Annotated in this window: 21 protein-coding genes; 6 read left to right on the top strand and 15 right to left on the bottom strand. The window is 49.3% G+C overall.

From position 1 onward, the window contains the following. Positions 1–115 precede the first annotated feature (115 nt). Both ACYVI1_RS32485 and nadA read right to left on the bottom strand, forming a co-directional pair. The gene (locus tag ACYVI1_RS32485; RefSeq protein ID WP_460915996.1) at positions 116–301 is read right to left on the bottom strand and encodes a hypothetical protein; all 186 of its coding nucleotides are present in this window, start codon (positions 299–301) and stop codon (positions 116–118) included. Positions 302–353: 52 nt separating this feature from the next. Then, complete coding sequence (nadA, locus tag ACYVI1_RS32480; RefSeq protein WP_460915987.1) at positions 354–1,343, bottom strand: quinolinate synthase NadA; 990 nt, start codon at positions 1,341–1,343, stop codon at positions 354–356. 142 nt (positions 1,344–1,485) lie between these two features. Between nadA and ACYVI1_RS32475 the strand changes: the two genes are divergently transcribed. Next, positions 1,486–2,529, top strand: coding sequence for a 2Fe-2S iron-sulfur cluster-binding protein (locus ACYVI1_RS32475; RefSeq protein ID WP_460915985.1), 1,044 nt, complete (start codon positions 1,486–1,488; stop codon positions 2,527–2,529). 31 nt (positions 2,530–2,560) lie between these two features. On the opposite strand, the gene udk is transcribed toward ACYVI1_RS32475, so the two are convergent. The 4 genes from udk to atpD all read right to left on the bottom strand — a co-directional run bounded on the left by udk (position 2,561) and on the right by atpD (position 5,927). Then, a complete protein-coding gene (gene udk, locus ACYVI1_RS32470) occupies positions 2,561–3,178 on the bottom strand; it encodes a uridine kinase (RefSeq protein WP_460915983.1) in 618 nt (205 codons plus the stop codon). Positions 3,179–3,285: 107 nt separating this feature from the next. Next, the gene (atpC, locus tag ACYVI1_RS32465) at positions 3,286–3,531 is read right to left on the bottom strand and encodes an ATP synthase F1 subunit epsilon (RefSeq protein WP_460915982.1); all 246 of its coding nucleotides are present in this window, start codon (positions 3,529–3,531) and stop codon (positions 3,286–3,288) included. Positions 3,532–3,607: 76 nt separating this feature from the next. Continuing rightward, a complete protein-coding gene (locus tag ACYVI1_RS32460) occupies positions 3,608–4,306 on the bottom strand; it encodes a hypothetical protein (protein ID WP_460915980.1) in 699 nt (232 codons plus the stop codon). A 94-nt stretch (positions 4,307–4,400) separates the two neighbouring features. After that, complete coding sequence (gene atpD / locus ACYVI1_RS32455) at positions 4,401–5,927, bottom strand: F0F1 ATP synthase subunit beta (RefSeq protein ID WP_460915979.1); 1,527 nt, start codon at positions 5,925–5,927, stop codon at positions 4,401–4,403. Between the two features lie 297 nt (positions 5,928–6,224). Between atpD and malQ the strand changes: the two genes are divergently transcribed. The 5 genes from malQ to ACYVI1_RS32430 all read left to right on the top strand — a co-directional run bounded on the left by malQ (position 6,225) and on the right by ACYVI1_RS32430 (position 12,707). Then, positions 6,225–7,802, top strand: coding sequence for a 4-alpha-glucanotransferase (malQ, locus tag ACYVI1_RS32450; protein WP_460915978.1), 1,578 nt, complete (start codon positions 6,225–6,227; stop codon positions 7,800–7,802). Positions 7,803–7,879: 77 nt separating this feature from the next. Further along, on the top strand, positions 7,880–10,900 hold the full coding sequence (locus ACYVI1_RS32445) for a tetratricopeptide repeat protein (protein ID WP_460915977.1): 3,021 nt from the start codon (positions 7,880–7,882) through the stop codon (positions 10,898–10,900). A 30-nt stretch (positions 10,901–10,930) separates the two neighbouring features. Next, positions 10,931–11,446, top strand: coding sequence for a hypothetical protein (locus ACYVI1_RS32440; protein ID WP_460915975.1), 516 nt, complete (start codon positions 10,931–10,933; stop codon positions 11,444–11,446). 11 nt (positions 11,447–11,457) lie between these two features. After that, a complete protein-coding gene (locus ACYVI1_RS32435) occupies positions 11,458–12,180 on the top strand; it encodes an ABC transporter ATP-binding protein (RefSeq protein ID WP_460915973.1) in 723 nt (240 codons plus the stop codon). Positions 12,181–12,215: 35 nt separating this feature from the next. Continuing rightward, entirely contained in the window at positions 12,216–12,707 is a 492-nt protein-coding gene (locus ACYVI1_RS32430) for a heme-binding domain-containing protein (protein WP_460915972.1), read from the top strand. 212 nt (positions 12,708–12,919) lie between these two features. On the opposite strand, the gene ACYVI1_RS32425 is transcribed toward ACYVI1_RS32430, so the two are convergent. The 9 genes from ACYVI1_RS32425 to nuoH form a co-directional block, all read right to left on the bottom strand. Continuing rightward, on the bottom strand, positions 12,920–14,098 hold the full coding sequence (locus ACYVI1_RS32425; protein ID WP_460915971.1) for a Gfo/Idh/MocA family protein: 1,179 nt from the start codon (positions 14,096–14,098) through the stop codon (positions 12,920–12,922). 108 nt (positions 14,099–14,206) lie between these two features. After that, the gene (locus ACYVI1_RS32420) at positions 14,207–14,692 is read right to left on the bottom strand and encodes a GyrI-like domain-containing protein (RefSeq protein ID WP_460915969.1); all 486 of its coding nucleotides are present in this window, start codon (positions 14,690–14,692) and stop codon (positions 14,207–14,209) included. A 105-nt stretch (positions 14,693–14,797) separates the two neighbouring features. Beyond that, on the bottom strand, positions 14,798–15,523 hold the full coding sequence (locus tag ACYVI1_RS32415; RefSeq protein ID WP_460915968.1) for a YqjF family protein: 726 nt from the start codon (positions 15,521–15,523) through the stop codon (positions 14,798–14,800). Between the two features lie 94 nt (positions 15,524–15,617). Continuing rightward, positions 15,618–17,417, bottom strand: coding sequence for an acyl-CoA dehydrogenase family protein (locus ACYVI1_RS32410; protein ID WP_460915966.1), 1,800 nt, complete (start codon positions 17,415–17,417; stop codon positions 15,618–15,620). A 207-nt stretch (positions 17,418–17,624) separates the two neighbouring features. Continuing rightward, entirely contained in the window at positions 17,625–18,803 is a 1,179-nt protein-coding gene (locus tag ACYVI1_RS32405; RefSeq protein WP_460915965.1) for an acetyl-CoA C-acyltransferase, read from the bottom strand. Positions 18,804–18,930: 127 nt separating this feature from the next. Next, entirely contained in the window at positions 18,931–19,800 is an 870-nt protein-coding gene (locus ACYVI1_RS32400) for a CE1 family esterase (RefSeq protein WP_460915963.1), read from the bottom strand. Between the two features lie 136 nt (positions 19,801–19,936). After that, positions 19,937–20,491: an NADH-quinone oxidoreductase subunit J family protein gene (locus tag ACYVI1_RS32395; protein ID WP_460915961.1), complete on the bottom strand. Its 555-nt coding sequence runs from the start codon at positions 20,489–20,491 to the stop codon at positions 19,937–19,939. 81 nt (positions 20,492–20,572) lie between these two features. After that, positions 20,573–21,139: a NuoI/complex I 23 kDa subunit family protein gene (locus tag ACYVI1_RS32390; RefSeq protein WP_460915960.1), complete on the bottom strand. Its 567-nt coding sequence runs from the start codon at positions 21,137–21,139 to the stop codon at positions 20,573–20,575. Positions 21,140–21,167: 28 nt separating this feature from the next. Further along, positions 21,168–22,319: an NADH-quinone oxidoreductase subunit NuoH gene (nuoH, locus tag ACYVI1_RS32385; RefSeq protein WP_460915959.1), complete on the bottom strand. Its 1,152-nt coding sequence runs from the start codon at positions 22,317–22,319 to the stop codon at positions 21,168–21,170. Positions 22,320–22,361 lie beyond the last annotated feature (42 nt).

Below are 22,361 nucleotides of genomic sequence, written 5' to 3'. Positions count from 1 at the left end.
TTGAATAACTTGCCATTGGGAGTCGGTCAGATCAGTAGGATACATTGGTGGTTCTTTGTTCCTACAAACTTACCGGCTCCTTATTTTTATCAAAATGCTATTTTTAGACAGTCTCTTAAAGCTCATTCAAAAACTCATCCATCGATTTAAGTTTCATTTCACCGCGAAGATGCGCCTTCACTTGTTCCGCACTTCGGTCTATACCTTCCAGAAATTCCCGTTCGCGCTTCTGGGCAGGTGTTTCCTTTACCGTTGCCGTTTTAATCTTCATCACTTTAGCGAATTGCTTCACTAAGCGCAATTCGTCGGGCGTTTAAGGTTGCAAAATAATTTGTTGCATCGCTTTTTGCGGTTTATTTCGATAATTCCAGCATTCGCGCTACTGATTCATAGGCTTTCACCCGCACAGCTTCCGGGACGATAATTTCCGGCTGTTCGTAGAGCATACAATTGTACAGCTTTTCGAGCGTATTCATTTTCATGTACGGACACTCCGAGCAGGCGCAGGTGTTGTTCTGACTGGCCGGAGCCGGAATGATTTTCTTGTTTGGCGCGGCCTGCTTCATTTTGTGCAGAATGCCCGCTTCTGTGCCCACGATAAACGTTTGTTCGGGGCTATCCACTACGTATTTCAACAAGGCTGTCGTCGAGCCGACAAAGTCGGCCTCGCTCAGAATATGTTCCTGGCATTCGGGGTGGGCAATAAACTTCGCTTCAGGATAATCAGCCCGCAACTTATGCAGTTTTTCAAGCGAAATGTCGATGTGAACAATGCAGGCGCCATCCCAAAGCACCATGTCGCGACCGGTTTTCTTGGAAACAAAACGGCCCAGATTCGCGTCGGGAGCGAAAATGATTTTCTGGTCTTTGGGTAAGCTCTCAACAATCTTCAGCGCGTTCGACGACGTAACGATGATATCGGAAAGCGCCTTAATTTCAGCCGAGCAATTAATATACGACAGCACAATATGGTCGGGATACTGCGCCTTAAAGGCCGCGAACTTATCTGCCGGGGCCGAGTCGGCGAGGGAGCAGCCTGCGTTGAGGTCGGGAATGACAACTTTCTTTTGGGGCGACAGGACTTTGGCGGTTTCACCCATAAAATGCACCCCACAGAACACAATCATGTCGGCGGGTGTGGCGGCTGCCTGCTGGCTTAGGCCCAGGCTATCGCCAATGTAATCGGCAATGTCCTGAATAGATCCATCCACGTAATAATGGGCCAGAATAACGGCGTTTTTCTCTTTTTTGAGCCGGTTAATCTCGGCTACTAAGTCTATATTTTCGGCTACGGGCTGATTGACGTAACCCACGCGCTGAACTTCTTCTAAGAGTGCTTCCATTAAGTTGGACCTGGTATTTTAAACGGAACAACGAATGACAGATAAATGTCACCACAACAGGCTGGGCAAATTTGGGGAAACGTTATGGGCTTTCAAACAACAGAGTGTATTTGATTAGTTTTGGGTAAAGCTGACTTGTTCTATGTCTGACGATTTTCTTTATCTACGTGTTGTCCGTATTGTCTCCGAAACGACTAATACCAACAGCTATTTTCTGGAAGCGCTGAATGGTAAACCCGTTTCCTACCAGGCCGGACAGTTTCTGACGTTGATTTTAGAGCATCATGGCCATCAGGCACGACGGTCGTATTCACTTAGTTCGGCACCCAGTGAAAAGCTGTTACGACTAACTATCAAGCGGGTTCAGAACGGCGAGATTTCGCGGTACCTGCACGATACATTACAAGTTGGCGATGTATTGACAAGCTTGTACCCCGCCGGGCGATTTACGCTTGATGAAGACCAACCGGGCGACTTCGTGTTGTTTGGTGCGGGCAGTGGCATAACACCCCTTTTTGCCCTGTTGAAACATATTTTGCAGACAAACCCGACCCAGCGTGTAACGCTTTTATACAGCAACCCGAACGAGCGAAGCATCATTTTTCGGAAGGAATTAGATGACCTCCAACACCAACACCCTGAACGGTTTCGACTGCTCTATTTGCTCAGCAATCCGTCTGAGGAATGGCAGGACTTGCGGGGTCGGCTGAATAATGTCATGCTTGAGCGACTACTACCTGAGTTAATTGGAACATCGAAGCGTGAAGAACTCCAAATTTACAGTTGCGGCCCCGCCGATTATATGCGAATGGTGCAGTTTACGCTGGTGTTCAGCAGGTTCCGATCGGACCAGATTCGGCGCGAAAACTTTGTGATAGAGCCGATTGTTCTCACGCCCCCGCCTGCCTTCGCCAAAGACAGAACTGTATTACTGAAGTTCAGAAATCGTGAGATTGACATCCAGGTACCGGCTTACAAATCTATTTTGCAGGCAGCTTTAGATGAAGGCGTGCCCTTGCCGTATAGCTGCCGGGGCGGGCGCTGCTCAACTTGCATGGCCTACTGCCGGGCGGGGCGTGTTCACATGACGGTCAACGATGTGCTGACGGAGCGCGACCTCGCCGAAGGGTGGGTGCTGACGTGCACCGGTTATCCGGAAAGTGACGGGGTCGTGATTGAGCTATAAGGTGTAAGGCGGGTTTCCAGCCGCCTTACACCTATACCTTCGTTCTCAAAAACGCAACCACCACGTCCAGTCCCTTTTGATAATGAAGATTGTTTGGAATGACAATATCTGCCTGTTCTTTATGAGGTTTGACAAACTCACGATAGGCTGGGCGGACGTGGTTCTCCCACTGATAATTGATGATTTCTTCGGTAAGACCGCGCTCAGCCTGATCCCGACTAATGCGCCGGTCTAATTTTATTCTATTTTTGGCGGTGATAAAAACTTTCAGATCTAACTGACTGGCTACGTCCGGAAAATGGAAAACAAATAATCCTTCAACAATTATGATTGGCGTAGGCCGATAGATTAGTGTTTTGGCTATGGCATTCGGTTTATTAAAGGTGTATTCGGGCGTTTCTATAGTTTGACCGGCATGAAGCTGGCTCAAATGTTCGGCAAACCGCTCATGGTTAATGGTTTGGGGGAGGTCGAAATTACAAACCCCGTTCTGATCGCGGGGAACATAATCCAGTGTTCTGTAATAATTATCCTGCGAAATCAGACAAATCTGCTCGTCGGTGAAGGCATTCAGAATGTCTTTCAGAAACGAGGTTTTACCAGAAGCGCTGCCGCCGGTGATGCCGACAATAAAGGGTTTAGTAGCCATGATGAAGCGAAAGTGACAAAGTAACGTAGAAAAGGGGCGAAGCCGCCATAAAAAAAGCGGTTCACCGATAGGTAGTGAATCGCTTTTCTCTAAACATGAAACCTATTCTAAACGACAACAGCCTCGGCAAGCACCAGGACTTTATTCTGAAGCACTTCGACCACGCCACCGTCAACGGTAAACGTCTGCTGGCCCGACGCCGTCTGAACGATAAGCTGTCCTTTAGCTAACGTACTAACCAATGGTGCATGGTTATTCAACACCTGAAACTGCCCTTCGCTGCCCGGAAATGTAACGGCGCTGGCTTCACCAGAAAAGACCTTGCGATCGGGAGTAATAATGTCTACTGTCATAACAATGGATAATGGATAATGGATAATGGATAATGAATCAGTAGCCGGTGGTGTTCATTGTACATTATTCATTAATTTATAAAGCTCCTTTTACAAAATTTAGTATGCTGCCAATCTGACTTTTCACGGCGGGTTCGGCCGCTTTCGCTACCACGCCACCCTGATCTAATTTGCTGACGCTACTCAACGCGGTTGAAATCAGTGACTGACCCGTTGAGGCACCCCCGCCCAGCACCGACATCGCACTGCCGAGACCAGACAGCCCGCTCGTCAGTTGACTGGTTTTGCCAAGCAACGAGCCTGCTGTTAGTAAACCTTCGAGCCGATTGCCACCCGACGCGAGTTTAGCCAGGCCAACGGCTTTACCAAGAACACCGCTGCTTAGTCCGCCACCGGCAATAAGTGGCAGAAACGCTTTAAGCTTGCCTACCTGAGCCAGTAACTTGTCTTTAAATGAAGTCGGTTTCTTTTGCACTTCGGCTTCCAGGCCCGCAATCCCCGTTTTAAGTTCCTGCGCTGAAGTCGCTTTATCGCCTTTATCGAGAGCTGCCACTGCTTTATCTAAATGGCTATCTGGCAAACTATCCGCCGAAATCGCCGACGCTGACATAGCCGGGACACCGGGTGTAATCGACGTATCCTTTATCGCACCACCGACGATGGGTGTTGCCGGAACCGTCGGAACCGAGGGTATTGTTACCTGTGCCAAAGCACCTGTTGTCATCAAACTCAAGGATAAACAGGCTAATCCTAACCCAAATCGAATCGCTTTCATAACATAGTGAGTTTGTTAATGAACTGTCAGGATTTGAGTGTGAATAGTTGATTTACAACATTCGTTATCATGTTGAAATCATACACCAAAAACCTTACTGACCGGCCTCTTTCAGCATTTTTTCGCCCTTTACAACAGCATCTTCAATCGTGCCGACAAGGTTAAACGCTGCTTCGGGCAGGTGGTCATACTTCCCATCAATGATTTCGTTGAAGCCTTTGATGGTATCTTCAATTGGCACCAGAACACCTTTCAGACCCGTAAACTGTTCGGCCACAAAGAACGGCTGCGACAGGAAGCGTTGTACCCGACGCGCCCGGCTTACAACCAGTTTATCTTCTTCCGACAATTCTTCCAAACCCAGAATAGCAATGATGTCCTGCAATTCTTTGTAGCGTTGCAGAATTTCCTTCACCCGCTGAGCCGTATTATAGTGCTCATCGCCAAGAACTTCGGCACTCAGAATCCGCGAGGTCGAATCGAGCGGGTCAACAGCGGGGTAGATGCCCAATTCCGAGATTTTCCGGCTCAATACCGTTGTGGCATCCAAGTGAGCGAAGGTTGTAGCTGGCGCGGGGTCGGTCAAGTCATCGGCAGGTACGTAAACAGCCTGTACTGACGTAATTGAACCGCGCTTGGTCGACGTAATGCGCTCCTGCATGATACCCATTTCCGTAGCCAGCGTGGGCTGGTATCCGACGGCCGATGGCATCCGGCCCAGCAGAGCTGACACTTCCGACCCGGCCTGCGTGAACCGGAAAATGTTATCAACGAAGAACAGAATATCCCGACCGGCACCTTCGCCATCGCCATCACGGAAGTGTTCGGCAATGGTCAGACCCGACAGGGCTACGCGGGCGCGTGCTCCCGGCGGCTCGTTCATCTGCCCGAACACGAACGTGGCCTGGCTTTTGGTCATCTCGGCCAAATCGACTTTGGTCAGGTCCCAGCCGCCTTCTTCCATCGAATGCTTGAAGTCGTCGCCGTATTTAATGATACCGGCTTCAATCATTTCGCGCAGAAGGTCATTTCCCTCGCGGGTACGTTCGCCCACACCGGCAAACACTGAAAGGCCCGAATACGCTTTCGCGATGTTATTAATCAACTCCTGAATCAACACGGTTTTACCCACCCCGGCGCCACCGAAAAGACCAATTTTACCCCCCTTTGCATAAGGCTCAAGCAGGTCGATAACTTTGATACCCGTGAAAAGAACCTCCGTCGAGGTGGCGAGGTCTTCAAATTTTGGGGAAGCCCGGTGAATTGGCAAACGGGCGCCAATTGATTTTGGCTGAGGAATACCGTCAATGGCTTCGCCCACCACGTTGAACAGACGGCCCCGGATGTTCTCGCCTGCGGGCATGGAGATTTGCGTGCCGAGATCAATAACGTCTAAGCCGCGATACAGGCCGTCGGTCGAGTCCATCGCAATAGCGCGAACGCGGTCTTCGCCGAGGTGCTGCTGAACTTCCAGAATGACCTGCTGGCCATTCGATTTTGTCACTTGTAGCGCGTCCAGAATGGCGGGAATTCGGGTGCCTTCGCCCTCGAAACTCACGTCCACGACCGGCCCGATTATTTGCGTAATCTTTCCCTTATTGACTGCCGTTGCCGTTGTCATTTGTATAAAATATGCGTTTGATTACCGATTGCCCATTGTTTGGGACTGCAAAAGTAGGAGAAAAACCGCGTAAGGTCAAGGAACGGTTCAGGCATTTTCCGCCTGATTCATGCCGGAAGGGGTTTGGCCGTTAGGATTTTACGAAAAAAGCTGAACAAAAGCAGGCTGGCGCGGATTTGTACAAAAACAAGTCGATAGTTATTAGTCGATAGTCAGCAGTGGCCGGTCTATAGCTCGTAGGGTAATCCTGAATTGATGACTATTGACGAATAATATCGACTCACGACTTCTTTTTTCATGCTTCAACAACGTTCAAGCGGAATACTGCTTCATATCACCTCCCTGCCTTCGGCGCATGGGGTGGGCGACTTAGGACCCGAATCCTACCAGTTCGCTGATTTTCTCGAAGCATCCGGGCAAACGTACTGGCAAATTCTGCCGCTTACGCCCGTTGACCCCGGCTCAGGTTTTTCGCCTTATAGTAGCCCATCAGCGTTCGCGGGCAATAGTCTGATGATTAGCTTAGAGAAGCTGGCCGATGAAAATTGGTTGAGTCATCGAGAGTTAGCCGTATTCAACGAGCAACCTATTCAGAATGTAAGCGTAACGCCTACCGAATCAGGTGATGCAGATTCAGGTGTTTTATCGGGGCCGCTAAGTCAGCCTTCATCCATACTTCATACTGCCTGGATTAAAAAACGGCCTCTCTTGCAGCAAGCTGCCGAGACCTTTCTGCGCGACGCAACCGAAGCTCAACGCTCAGATTATGACCGCTTTTGTGCCTGGCAAGCCGATTGGCTGAACGATTATGCGCTCTTTACGGCCTTGCAGGAATCTACTGGTGAGCCTGTCTGGTCGTGCTGGCCCCATGAACTCGCCCAGCGTGACCCGGCGGCACTGACCCGCCAAACCGAGTTGCTTCATGACCGGATTGCCGTTATTAAGGTGATTCAGTATTTTTTTCTGCGGCAGTGGAATGAATTGATCGCCTATTGCTACGGCAAGAAGATTCACATCATCGGCGATATTCCGATTTATGTGCAGTTCAACAGCGCCGATGTCTGGGCCAACCCCATCTTGTTTAAACTCGATGCTGCCTTTCAGCCGTTGTTTGTGGCCGGTGCTCCCCCCGATTATTTTAGTGAGGACGGGCAACGGTGGGGCAACCCAATTTATAACTGGGCTGAGCACGAGCGCACGGGTTTTGCCTGGTGGATGCACCGGCTTCGGCATCAGATGTCGCTCTACAGCCTGACCCGTTTAGACCATTTCCTGGGCTTTGCCGAGTATTGGGAAATTCCGGCCCACGAACCGACCGCCAGGGTAGGTGAGTGGGTCAAAGCGCCTATCGAAGCATTCATACACGCCATGCACCGGCAGTTTGTCCAGCTGCCCATTATTGCCGAAGATTTGGGGGATAAAGCGGCTGGTATTCAGCCCTATCTGCGGCATTATGGCATTCCCGGTATGCGTGTGGTGCAGTTTGGGTTTGGCTACGATATGCCGACCTCAACCTATGCCATTCACAACCATACCGAAAATGTTGTAGTCTACTCCGGCACGCACGACAATAACACAACGCTGGGCTGGTTTCGCGAGTCGGATGCGATACATCGTCAGCGCATGAGCGAGTATCTTGGGGTTGAGATTACCGAGGAGAATGTAGTGGACCAGATATGCCGCCTGACGATGCAATCCGTTGCCCGTTTGGCCATTCTCCCCGTTCAGGACACTCTGAACCTTGATGAAACGCACCGGATGAATACCCCTGGTTTGGGTGGCCGGAGCTGGCAATGGCGGTTGCAGCCGGGCCAATTGTCGGACGAAGTCGCCTGGAAGTTGTTAAAATTGACGAAGATGAGCGGGCGGGGGTAGCCAAAGCTATAAGGCTTTTGAAAGCCTTATAGCTTTACCAATAGGCACTATCCGGCGTGCAATCTCGTTTTTCTTTCATGTCATCCTTATTTTTCTGGTCAGCCTGGAGCCGAGGGTACCGGCTTACGTATCTGTTTAGCCTTAGTGTCTTCATTATCAGTTTAGTGCTGCTCGTTGTTGCCTGGTCGCGGGGCTTGGGCAATGTGGTTCGCTGGGATGTGTTGAGCGAGCTAAACGAAGTGCCTGTTACCTTTCATTCCTTCTCCGATGGGCTGCTCGACTATGCTGTGAATGGCAAAGCCTATGCCGTTTCTGAACAATTTGTGCCCTCCGCCATGCTCGTTCGTCCGGGTATGGCAACGGCTTTTCTGTTTGGAATTTGCGCGGTATTCGTCTTGTTGCTGAGCGCCATTACCCGTTTCGACCGCATCCGGTATCTAATCACTATGGCCGCACTGATTATTGGGCTGGCCTTTTTTCGATGGGAAATGCTCGAATTGCCGGGTCTGAACGGCAACTACCTCTTTTTGATTTTAACGTTTGTTTTTGGGTCGGCGAGTTATTATTTCCACGCTTTCCGGCCCGATTATCCAATTGTAGTCCGGCTTGGCGTTTTTAGCTTTTTGTTGGGTCTTGTCACTCTTGCTTTAGGGACGTTATCGCCGGTTCAGTTTCCAGCCTTGACGGTGGTGAGTTATGGAATGCCTGTTTTGCTGATTTTTAGCATCGGGTTTATCTTCTTTATTGCTGCCGAAATCATTGCGGGCTTAGTCTGGATTACATCGGCGGGCCGGGCAGAAAGTAGTGCCGCGCAGGTGAACCAACGGCGGACGTTAGGTGTCAATAACTTCTTGTTTGTCAGCCTTTTGTATCTGATTAATCTGGCCCTAATCTGGCTAAAAAACGCGAAGTATATTGAGTGGGACGTGCTGGCCATTAGCCCCTTCGTTCTTTATTTAATTTCTGTAACGCTGGGTATTTGGGGGTTCCGGCGGTTACTTGAGCAGCAGGAAGCGTTTTCCTTTCGGGATGCGGGGTCTTATTTTTATGCGGGTTTGGCTTTGCTCACGACCCTCACAATGGCTTATGGCTTCGCAACGGCCAACGACCCGTTGGTGGAGATGTTCGAGGATGTGATTGTGTACACGCATCTGGCTATGGGCATCGTCTTTGTGGCCTATGTGCTGATTAATTTCTGGGCTGTTTACCAGCAAAACCTGCCCGTTTATCGGGTTCTCTACAAACCCAAACGGCTCGAACTAAGCCTGTTTCGAATAGGGGGCGTGGTGGGTGTGCTCGTGCTTTTAGCATCAGGTGGACTGATAACATTCCGGCAAAGTCAGGCTGGGTATTTTAATGGGCTGGGCGACCTGTACACGGCCAGTAACGAACCCGCTTCGGCCAATGCGTTCTACCAACTCGCGCTGGAACAGGAGTTCCAGAATCATAAATCGAACTATTCGCTGGCCTCGCTGGCCCTGTCTCAAAACAACCAAACGGCTGCGGCTTATTATTTCCAGCAGTCGCTCCTGAAACAACCCAATCCGCAGGATTACGCGGGGCTGAGCCAGACGTATTTGAAAACAGAGTTATTTTTCGAGGCTGTAAAAGCCCTGCAACGTGGTATTCGGGCCTTTCCCAAAAATGGCGAGTTGCAGAACAACCTCGGCTACCTATACGCCCGCACCAGCGTGGCCGACTCCACTTATTATTATTTTAAATCGGCCACCGGCTATGCCATTCGCGAGGAAGTGCCGGAGTCGAACCTGCTGGCATTTTACGCGCGTAATCCCACTGTTTTATCGACCGACTCGACATTAGCCAGGAGCGCAACGAAATCATCATACGAGTCTTATCAGGCCAATGCGCTGGCCTTGCGGTTGGTAGCCGAAAATGACACTACCCAACCCGCCAAACCGGACGGGTTGGTCGCCAAATCCACCAATCAGGGGTTGAGCGTAGGCCGATTTGCGAGTTTGTATAATTTCGCGCTGGCTAACCCGCGCCCGGATAGCACCCAGATAAACGTGCTGCGAACGTTATCCGAAAATCCAGTCAATCAGGATTTTACGGACGATTTACTGCTGGCCCGTGCTGTCGCTGAATACAAACGCTATAATCACTCAGGCGCCTTTGGGCTGCTAAGTCAATTAGCCGAGGGCGATCAGAAAAATGGGGCCGCTTATCGTTCCATAAAGGGCTTGTGGCTGTTAGAACAGGGTCTGTACCGGAAAGCTGCCGAAACGTTTGGTGAAAACTCCGATACAACGTCGATTTATTATCGGGCCGTGGCCTTCACAAAAGCCAATGACTTAGCCGTAGCACAGGGATTTTGGGAAACAGCCGCCAAAAACGACCCGGCAGTGGCTGCGTTAAAACAGGTACTTTATCAGGAACGTAAACCCGACTCTGATTTGGAAAAAGCATTTTACGTAACCTACCGCATTGACGACCCAAACCGGGGCGCCTATTGGGAGACCATTCAGGATGCGAATCGAAAAACAATAGCGGGCGTTTTCTTAGCCGAGCAGTATCTCAACCAGGGACAATGGCGAATACCGCAGACTATTCTGTCGATATTACCGTCAACCAACAACATCAGCCCGTTTGCAGTATCCGTGCGAAATCTGGCCGCAACTCAATTAGCCATAGCCCGACATACTATAAATGCGGCCGTCGCATTCTCCCGGCAACCTGTGCTACCTCAGCATGAAGCTGCCCGCCTGTTCTTGCTGGGGTTGGCGTATTCGCAAAATAAGCAGATGGCTCAAGCGCAGCAACACTACAGGCAAGCACTTCAACGGTCGCCACTCACGGCCTGGATTGTGGTGCCGGCGGCTGAATTGATGCGGACACAAAAACGAATCAAAGCCGCTTATGACCTCGTGCTGACAGCTTTGCCTTTTAATGAGGACAACGCCGAATTGCTAAAAACCTACATTACGTTATGTCTTGAGTTAAGCCTGTTCGACTATGCCGAAAGCGGATTAGCCAAATTGCAGGCAACCACGATCCCTGCCGATTATCAGGCGTTTCTGGTAACTTATCAGGAAAAATTAGCGTCAATCGAAAAGAGTAGAGAGAAATTTCTGCAATGAAGTAGCTTTGTCTTTCACCTAAACGAAACGATGGACCGCAAGTTAAACTGGATAAAAGAAGCCTTTAGCCGTGACCTTCAGATTATGCGGGACGGACAAGTTGTTGGCGCAATGCGTCGGGCTATGTTGAGCCACGATGTTGAAGCGTCGCTGAACGGTATCCGGCTGCGATTCGATGTAATGGGTTTTCTGTTCCACTCCGTCAATATTCATAATCTGGATGCTGGCGATCAAGTTATTGGCCAGATTGAGCTGCATTTTGGCAAACGGGCCGAACTTAAGCTGACATCGGGTGAGAGCTATCTCTGGAAACGCCATAATATGCTGATGCGAGAGTGGGATATGATTCGGGAGGACCCAAATGGATTGCCTGAAAAAGAAATTGTTAGCTATGACCTGACCCGCAAATTTTTTGAAGATGCGGGCGACATCACCCTGAATGAAGACGGTCCGCTACCGAACCTTGAGGTCGTTATTTTGTCCGGCTTATTCATTCGAAATTATTTCCAACGCCGTCGCCGGATGGCTGCAGCGGCTGCCAGCTAAGTCAACACATTATGAACATTATTGAAACAACCGATATCGCCAAACGCTACATAATGGGTACTGAGGTGGTAGAAGCGCTCAAATCCATTACCATTACCATCCAAAAGGGCGAATATGTCGCCTTCATGGGGCCGTCGGGATCGGGTAAGTCCACGCTGATGAATATTGTAGGGTGCTTAGACTCACCCACGTCGGGTCGGTATGTTCTCAATAGCCAGGATGTCAGCGGCATGGGCGAAAATGAACTGGCCGAAGTTCGGAATAAAGAAATCGGGTTTGTGTTCCAGACTTTCAACCTGTTGCCTCGCCAATCTTCCCTCGAAAATGTGGCCCTGCCGCTCATTTATGCGGGTTATAACAAAGCAGACCGCACCGAAAAAGCAATGCTGGCGCTCAAAAATGTGGGCCTGGAAAACCGGGCGGGCCACCGCCCCAACGAGCTATCGGGTGGACAACGGCAGCGGGTAGCCATTGCCCGAGCCTTAGTCAACGACCCCAGCATTTTGCTCGCCGATGAGCCAACCGGGAACCTCGATTCTAAAACATCCTACGAAATCATGGACCTCTTCGACCAGATTCACAGCAAGGGCAATACGGTTATCATGGTGACGCACGAAGAAGACATCGCTGAGTATGCCCACCGGATTGTCCGGCTTCGCGACGGCCTGGTTGAAAGCGACCGCCCTAACAGGAACATTCGCAAAGCACAAGTCCTGCTGCAATCGTTGGAGTAATTATTTCTATTTCGATCCGTAACGTATCGCTAATCATGTTTCGTAAAATCCTTCTTGCTCTGCTTGCCGTTCTGGTAGTGATTCAATTTATCCGGCCAGAGAAAAACCAATCTGCCAGTTTGTCGTCCAACGATATTACGACGAAATACGCGATTCCTGCTGATGTGCATCAGGTATTGAAGCGGTCGTGCTTCGATTGTCATTCCAACAACACGACGTATCCCTGGTACGCTGCCGTTCAGCCCGTGGCGTGGTGGCTCAATCATCACATTGACGAAGGGAAGGATGAACTCAATTTTTCAGAGTTTACTACTTATACGCCCAAAAAAGCAGCTCACAAACTGGAAGAAGTTGCCGAGGCTGTAACAGATGGCTGGATGCCGCTGGGGTCTTACCTCTGGATTCATCACGAGGCCAAACTCAAGCCTGAAGAAGCCAAACTAATTGCGAACTGGGCGAGCCAATTGCAGAAACAAATTCCGGTGCCCGCCGGAGAGAAAGAGGAGCATCGCAAAGAAGGGCATTAGGGGAAGGTAAATAACGACCCGTGTATTGGGCCAAATCGGCTGCCGGGCAAATTTTATTAGCCCAGGGTTTTAACCCTGGGGTTGCCGAACAAGATTCCAATCGGTAACCGTTTCAACGGTTTAGTTGTGCATAAATCGTTAAAACGGTTGCCAATAGCACTATCCCTTCTGTATTCCACCAATTTTAATTGGTGGCTGATATAAACCTCTTTTTACCCCTTCAAATCAATTTTTCGTCCTGTTTCGGCGGCCTGGTAAATGGCCTGCAACAGCCGAACATCGCGTAGACCTTCCTCACCCGTGATGTGGTCAGGAAGCTTTTTGCCAGCGCGTAAATCGTTGCAGATCGCATCCATGTGGGTAGCCTGATGGTTCACCACCGGCTGCTCAATCGGGCCTTTGCTGGTGCGGCCTTTGAGCGGACCATACCCAAACGCCGGGGCCAGTTCGAACCATCCTTTTTCGCAGGAGGCATAGAGCCGTTCAACGCCCGCTGCATAACTGGTCGTCGAATTGGAAACCGCACCACTCGGAAACTGAAACTGCCAGAACATCGTTTCCTCGACATCCTTAAACTTCTGCGGGTCCGTTTTCGGAGCAAACTGTGCCGTAACCCAAATCGGTTCCTCGCCCGTTACGTAGCGGGCACCCTGTATGGCATAAATACCGACATCCATCAGCGGCCCACCACCCGCCATACTTTTCTTTAAGCGCCATTGGTTAGGGTCGCCACTCCGAAAGCCATCACTACTCTCGACAAATTTGACCGCACCAAACACTTTCTCCTGGCCAAGTCGCATGATTTCTTTCGTGAATGGCTCATAATGAAGACGGTAGCCAACGGCCAATTGCTTGTTGGCCTTCTTACAGGCATCAATCATATTCTGGCAGGCTTTTGGCATAATCGCCATTGGTTTCTCGCAAATGACGTGTTTGCCCGCCTGAGCCGCCCGAACGACGTATTCCTCGTGCATCGAATTGGGCAGTACTACATACACAACATCGATGTCCTTGTTGTCGGCAATGCGGTCGAAGGTTTTATAATCGTAGACGTTCTCCTTCGGGATGTTGTACTTCTGCATCCATTCGGTGGCCTTTTCAGGCGTGCCGGTTACTATCCCGGCTAAGCGGCAGTTTTGGGTTTGCTGCAGGGCCGTTGCCAACTGATTTTTGCTGTAACTACCCAGCCCAACCAGCGCGATACCCAATTTGCGCCCTGGTTGAAACAAACCCGATGAATCCGGGCCGGTCAGTAAGGAATGAATCCGGGTATATTCAGTCTGATAATCAAGGTGATTGCCGTAACTGAGTAGGGGTACTGATAGGGCCGATGCGCCTGCGCCCAAATTACGAAGAAAGGTCCGTCGGGAATTGTCTTGCTGATTTTTCATGAATAGCCGGTTGGAGAACTGAGTCCATGAAAAAGTACCGAAGCTGGGTTTTCTACCAGCTTCGGTACGTTTCATTCTCAGAGCAGAGACGGAAATTCGCGCTGCATGTTACACCAAACCAATCTGTATCTCCGTTACGCACTTGGCCGGGTTTTCAAAATCGACAATACTATAAATCTCCCGAAGGCGGCCATCGTTCTGATAGCCAGCCCGGTAGAACTGGCCAAACAGCGCATCATACAACTCACTAAAATCACTCCAGGGGCCTGCGTAGGTATAGGACGTGCATCGAAATGAGGGAAACGTTTTGTATAGAAAATGGTCAGATTGCTTGCCCGGTTGACTAATCGGTAAGACAATCTCTAACTGAAATTCGGCCGTTGCATCGCCGTTAACGCCCGTATAAATCCACTGAATCGGCCCGGTAATGTCGAGGCCAAGCCGGGAGGCTTCGCTATAAAGATTTTCGGCAACACCGGGCGCGTGCTGTGAGAGTGTGCGTAGTGTAGCGCGGGTTGTAAAACAAAGCGCGGTAAAGAGCTGCGTTTCTTCTACGGATAAAGCAGTTGAGGGAATCGACAGTTGCGTTGTCATGGTTTTTTTAGGATTTATAAATAACCAAGACAAAGATCAACCACGGTTGTGACAGCGGTATGTCAGTAGTATGTAGGTTAATTTCTTTAGAGAAAGTTTGTTCTCTTAACAACGAAGTTTGCCCGCAATCCGAACAGCGACTGGTGAGCCATCAGCGTAACATACAGAATAAGGCGGTTGCGACAGAAATGGGAGAAAAGCATGGCCGTATAACCCCGCTACATCGGCATCAAGAAAAGCATCACGAACGTCGGCGATTTGCCAGGGGACATGTTCAACCTGATACTCGTGCGTTGTGTGGTCGTTCAGTTTGTTATAACCCCAGTAATGCTCAAGAATAAAGGCTTCAGCACTATCCGGCGTCATACTCCGCAGTGTGTTTGCAACAACAGCACCCAGTGCGTTCCAGCGTCCTTTATACTTCCACTCGTACCGAATAGTCGTGTTTTCGCTATCTAACGGCGTAACAGAATGACGCATTGGCATCGATTGGTATCGTTCGTGATATAACGTATTGGCTATAACCGCAATGGTGGTTTGGGGAACAATCTCGCTCACGAAAACAACTCCGCGTTTCCACTGCTGACCGTCAAAATGACGAACATAAAATCGTAGGTTTACTTCCTCAAAATTGACGTGCCAGGGCCAATTTACGCCCAGTACTTTTGTTTCCAAAAACCTGAATCCTACCATACTGACCAATGCCTTGCCCTGCCATAAATCTAATTCGGTGGCGGGTGGTAAATGTGGAATCAGTACCTCTGGGCTAACTTCGTAATTGAGCATCAGTAGGTTGCGCCATTGTGCGCTAAGGAACGTTCGATTTTTCATGTTGAATGACTACGGCTGAGTTTTGGACATTCCTAAATAAGTGAGCCAACCCTTAAACAGAGTTGGCTCACTTAACTTTAGCTGTTGACGGTGACTAAAAAATGTACTTGTTTTCAGCAATCATCGCATCAGCAATCTGACGCCGGGCATCCTTCAGGTTCATTGGCTCAATTTTGGTGAAGCGTTTCAGGCCCATCAGCATACCCCGCAGTTCGTCGCCTTCGGCAAAGGACGTGATAGCCGCCCGGCCTGCGTTGTTCACTTTCTCAACGGCTTCGTGTAGATAAACCAAAGCCATTTGCTTTTGTAAGGCAACGGCTTCTTCGCCTTTAATGCCAATTAACTTCTCAACCCGCAGCAACACGGATTCGGCCACGTAAATCTCAATGGCCATGTCGGCAACGTTCATCAGAATCTCCTGCTCGTTCGAGAGGTTCATCATGAATTTCTGAACGGCAGCACCCGACACCATCAACGCTGCTTTTTTGAGGTTTTTCAGGACTTTTTTCTCGGCGATGAACAAGCCTTCTTCCTCGTCCGAACCGAAATCAGGAATGGACATGATTTCTTTGGCAACGGCCATTGCCGGCCCCATCAGGTCAAGTTCGCCTTTCATGGCACGCTTCAGCAGCATATCCACGATAAGCATCCGGTTGATTTCGTTCGTCCCTTCAAAAATCCGGTTGATGCGGGCATCGCGATAGGCCCGATCCATGGGCGCATCGGCAGAATAACCCATGCCACCATAAACCTGAACGCCCTCATCGACCACATAATCAAGTACTTCCGAGCCATGAACTTTCATGATGGCGCATTCGATGGCAAACTGTTCCAGGGCCTTCAACTTAGCCGTGGCATCGTCCATTCCCTGACCTTTGAAGTCTTCAATCATGTCGTCAATATTCTGACCAGCGCGATAGGAAGCCGTTTCCGACGCATACACCTTTAGCGCCATTTCGGCCAGTTTATGCTTAATAGCTCCAAATTGAGAGATGGCCGTTTTAAACTGCTTCCGTTCGTTGGCATAACTCACGGCATTATTGATGACTTCCTTCGAGCCACCAATAGCCGCGATGCCGAGTTTAATCCGGCCAATATTCAGAATATTCACGGCGATCTTGAAGCCGTTGCCGCGCTCTGACAGTAGATTTTCAACTGGTACTTTGCAGTCGTTGAAAAAAATCTGGCGCGTATCGGAGCCTTTGATACCCATTTTGTGTTCCGGCTCGTTCATGGTGATGCCTTCATAGGTCCGCTCCACGATAAATGCAGACAAGTTCTTGTCTGCATCAATTTTGGCAAAAACAATATAAAGGTCAGCGAATCCACCATTGGTAATCCACATTTTCTGACCGTTCAGCACGTAGTGTTTACCATCTTCGGTCAATACGGCCTTCGCCTTGCCCGAATTGGCATCCGAACCGGAATCCGGTTCTGTCAGGCAATAGGCGGCTTTCCACTCACCACTGGCTAATTGGGGCAAATAGTTCGATTTCTGATCTTCGTTACCGTAATAGACAATTGGTAATGTGCCAATACCCGTGTGCGCCGATAAAGCCACCGAAAAAGAGTGGCCTGCGCCCGTCACTTCGGCCACCAGCATGGAGGTGTTGAAGTTGGTACCAAAGCCGCCGTACTGCTCGGGTACCGATGTACCGAGTATGCCTAACTCGCCCGCCTTGTCCATCAGCGACGAAATCAAGTCCGGCGACTTGGCATTATCAATTTCGTTCAGATGGGGCCAGATTTCGCGCTCCAGAAACTCGCGGCAGGTAGCGGCAATCATCAGTTGCTCCTCCGTAAATTCTTCAGGAATAAAGACCTGCGCGGCCTGGGTGTCTTTGATTAAAAATTCACCGCCTTTGATTGAAGCTTTTGGTTCTGTCGCAATCATCTGTCAGGGAGTTTGTTATGCGTGCATACTAATTCGATAACAAAGAAAATCATTTCAAAAATAGTATGCAAGCATACTATTAATCTTTTTTAAAATGTAGTGTGGCCGCTACCCGTGTAGCTACAGACTAAGTTGCAGCGGCAAAACCTAACTACAAAATTAGCCTATAGGTACACGAGTACCACGCCACACTACATAAAGTAATAGTTAATTCAGTCGTTCAAAAATACCGGCAACGCCCTGCCCGCCACCAACGCAGGCCGATACCATTCCGTATTTCTGATCGCGACGACGCATCTCATTCAGTAGTTGTACAGACAGTCGCGCACCCGTTGAGCCGAGGGCATGGCCGAGGGCGATGGCTCCACCATTGGGGTTAATCTTGCTTTTATCGAGACCTAATTCCTGAATAACGGCCAGTGCCTGAGCTGCGAAGGCTTCGTTCAGCTCTATTAAATCAATATCATCCTGCTTCAGGCCAGCTTTCTGGAGGGCGATGGGAATAGCGGCCACCGGCCCAATACCCATAATTTTCGGTTCGACACCGGCTGTAGCATAAGAAACCATGCGGGCGACCGGCTGTAAATTCAACTCATTCACTAATCGCTCTGACATCACCACGACAAAAGCAGCCCCGTCCGACGTTTGCGATGAGTTACCGGCTGTAACAGAGCCACCGACTGCAAACACGGGCTTGAGTTTACCCAGCCCTTCGGCGCTCGTGTCCTTGCGTGGACCTTCATCCTGAGCAACCGTCCATTCGCGGGTTTTCTTCTTATTGCTCTCCGCATCAAAATAGGTTTCGCTTACCTTGATGGGTACGATTTCGTCGATGAACTTTCCGTCCTTCTGAGCGGCTAATGCCCTCCGGTGCGATTCAAGGGCAAATTCGTCCTGCGTGTCGCGGCTAATCTTGAATTGCTGGGCCACCTGTTCGGCGGTCAGGCCCATGCCAATATAATAATCGGGGTTTGTCTTTGCGATTTCGTAGTTCAGTGCTGTTTTCCAGCCCATCACCGGTACCATTGACATAGATTCGGTTCCGCCAGCAATGATGCAGTCGGCTAACCCGGCATGAATTTTAGCGGAGGCAATCGCAATCGCTTCCAGGCCCGACCCACAATAGCGGTTGATGGTCATACCGGGTACGCTGTTAGGTAGCGAGAGCAACGCAATATAGCGGGCAATCTGCATGCCCTGTTCGGCTTCGGGTACGGCATTGCCCACAATAAGGTCTTCGACACGGGCTGGGTCGAGGTTGGGCACCTGACTCAATAAATGCTTAATAACTTCAGCCGCCATATCGTCGGGGCGGGTGAAACGGAGACCCCCACGCGGGGCTTTTCCCACGGCAGTACGGTATCCGGCTACAATGTATGCGTCCATAAAAGCAAAATTTTTTACTGGTTAAGCAGGAAATTTACCCGATAACTTATTTTCTGGGAGATTAATTACCCAAACAGATAAATTATTATGCAAGCATACTATTTTTTTGTGAAAGCTGCAATACGTATCACGACGTCAGTTGCCGTTTAAAAAATGTCCAGGCTTCGAGATAAACGTTAATGTCGTTCGGATAGTCGTGTTTACCGCCAATTACCTTCAATAAGGTAACCTCTGGTTTACCTTTTTCTTTATACGTATATCGCTCGATTGTTTTATGATCATTGGGGTCTGTATCGGCCATTAACTCTTTTATAGGCTGCTTGGTATACCCGGCTAAGGATGCCCAGTAGTGGAATGTCCGCTCGGTTGATCGAACAAGTCCCAAACTAATATTCCCTGTTATTACCTCTCCTCCCTGGTAAGGATTAACGGTATCGCTGGTTCCATTAACAATCATTACCGGGATGGGCATTCTTTTTTCGGGGCAATCCAGATTATTGGTATCTGGCAGATTCGCGATCAGGGCCGTTATCGCCCGGAATTTGTCGGGCATAGTCAGCGCAAGTTTATAAGCCATATGACCTCCGCCCGACGTACCAATTGCAAAAATCTGCTTTGGATTAACCTGATACTTCTTCACAAAATAATTGATCAGTTCGCTAAAAAAGGCATTTTCATTGATGTTTTCCATATTGGCCGCTGTGTTTGCCGTTTTTCGGCATTCGTTCCAATAGCGCTTATAGCCATCTGGATAGACCAACAGCAGATTTTCACTGTCCGATTTTTCGTCCAGCTTTCCAGCCCCCTTCCGAATCTCCAGCCCGCTCCCTCCCGAACCATGCAGGATGAAAATTAACCTTGAATTGGGGTTTGCTGGCTGGTAAAAATGAAATGTTCGGTAATGCCCGTCTATTAATAGGGAATCAGCTTGCAATGCCCGTTGTGCCGAAACGGATCCAATTCTGAAAAGAAAGAAAAATAGGGCGTATCGTATCATACCGGATGAACTAAATGAGTCGGTAAATCTATCTCCTTGAGGCTTAAAGTACATATGTTTACGTATACTACTAACAAAAAGCCGCTCTCCGGAGAGCGGCTCAAAAATTAGTATAAGCAGAATCCATACATCCCGATCAAAAGTGCCGGTCACCGGCTTCGCGCTTGCCAAGCATAACAGCGCCTACCATGGCAACTAAGAAAAGTATAGAAGCCAATTCGAACGGAAGGATGTAATCGCTGTACAGCAATTGGCCTAAGTTCTCAACCAACCCTGTTTTAGCGCTAAACGATGTAGGGTTAACCACTGGAACCTGTGCACTTTTTGCCCGGAAGATCGTAATAAGCATCACCATCAATACACCACCCACAACGACCGAAGCCATTTTGGTCAGGTTCGTTTTGGACTCTTCATCGTCTTTCCGCAGATTCAGGAACATGATTGTGAAGAGGAACAATACCATGATGGCACCAGCATAGACGATAATATTGACAGCCGCCAGGAACTGAGCGTTCAGCAGAATGTAGTGGCCCGACAAACAGAAGAATGTTGCAATTAGCGCCAACACGCTATAAATAGGGTTACGAGCCGTTACGACACCAATCGCACTGAACAATGTTGCTACCGTCAGCAATAAAAACAGGTAGCCGGTGGGTGTGAGGGTCTTGAAAAAATTAAGTGTCTCAGTCATGGTTGGTAGTCAGGGATAGCCAGAAACGGTTAACTGTCGTCAGTAGGCTGACCGACAATTTTTGACGTGGCCGAAGGTTTACTAAGTAGCCGCCCGTGTCAGGCTGGGTTCGGTGGGCGTGGTTTGTACTTCAGAATTAGCGATGCGAACATAGCGGTCGTCCATCTTCTCAACCAGCCGATCTTTGCCATAAATTACCTCGTCGCGTTCCTGGAAAACGGGAACCATGCGGTCATGGCGGAGATAAACGGCCTGTTTCGGGCAGGCTTCCTCACACAGACCGCAGAAAATGCAACGCAGCATATTGACCTCGTAGACAGCCGCGTATTTCTCTTCCCGGTAGAGATTTTCTTCACCTTTTTTACGTTCAGCCGCCACCATTGAAATAGCTTCTGCCGGACAGGCCACTGCACACAGGCCACAGGCGGTGCAACGTTCGCGGCCCTGCTCGTCGCGTTTCAGAATATGATGTCCCCGATAAATTGGCCCGAGGTATTTCTTCACTTCGGGGTACTGAATCGTCGGCTTTTTGCGAAAAAAGTGGCGAATGGTAATGCCCAGCCCACTAATAACAGCAGGCAGATACATCTTTTCCGCCAGCGTCATTTCCTTATTGCTGACTTGTTTAGCACGATTAGTTAGTTGCATAAATCCCCCAAAGAGGGTGTTTAGTCTGTTAAACCTGTTGAACAGTTTGCCGATTTGGTGTACGAGCCATTGACGTTACAGCCAGTACAATCATGACAATAGCGATCAACCAACTTGTGTATTTAATATCATAGAGCAAACCGGCACCAGTTACCACAACATTCAGAATAGCAAGCGGAATAAATGTTTTCCAGCCTAAGTTCATCAGTTGGTCGTAGCGGAAGCGCGGTAGCGTCCAGCGAACCCACATAAAAAAGAAGATGAAAAAGAAAATCTTCCCGAAAAACACCACAACGCCAATGGCTGTGGCTACGTTATGCCCGGTAATGGCACCCAGCGAGTTTTCCAATGCACCGCTAACCGCATCCATAAATGGATAATGAAAACCGCCAAAATACAACGCCGAAATAAACGCCGACGAAACGAACATGTTAATGTATTCGGCGAATAAGTAGAAACCCAGCTTCATGGAACTGTATTCGGTATGATAACCGCCAACAAGTTCGGTTTCGCACTCTGGCAGGTCAAACGGAGTTCTGTTACACTCGGCAAAGGCGCAGGTTAAAAAGATAACAAAACCTAACGGCTGCGTGAAGATATTCCACTCAAAGAATGTTGCCTGCTCATCAATAATGGCCCGTAATGATAGCGAGCCGGTCATCATCAGGATAGCGATGAGCGACAAACCAAGTGCAATTTCGTAACTAATATTCTGCGAAGCGGCCCGAATCGCGCCCAGCAAAGAGAACTTGTTATTTGACGCCCAGCCACCCACCATGACGCCGTAAACGCCCAGCGATACAACGCCGAAAATGTATAATACGCCAATGTTAATTTCGATAGCCTGTAGTGGAATGGAATAGGTATCAAATTTAATTGTGTTACCAAAAGGAATCACTGCGCTCGACATCAGAGCCGTAAGCATAGCCAGGCAAGGACCAAGAATAAACAGCCATTTGCTGGCCTGCGCTGGAATGAAGTCCTCTTTAAAAAACATTTTTCCGGCATCGGCAATGGGTTGTAACAAGCCCCACGGTCCTGCCCGGTTTGGGCCGATACGGTCCTGCAAAAAAGCAGCTACTTTCCGCTCGGCGTAGGTGGAGTAGGCCGCAATACCGAGCGTTATGGCGAAAATAACAAGAATAATTAATCCTTTAACGAGTAATACGGTTAAGTCCATTATCTGAGTTGTAAAGTTGTACAGTTACAGGGTTTACAGGTA

The sequence above is a fragment of the Spirosoma areae genome, from assembly GCF_054781775.1.
Note: the sequence above shows the minus strand (reverse complement) of the source record. Positions and strands in the feature narration are given on the sequence as shown.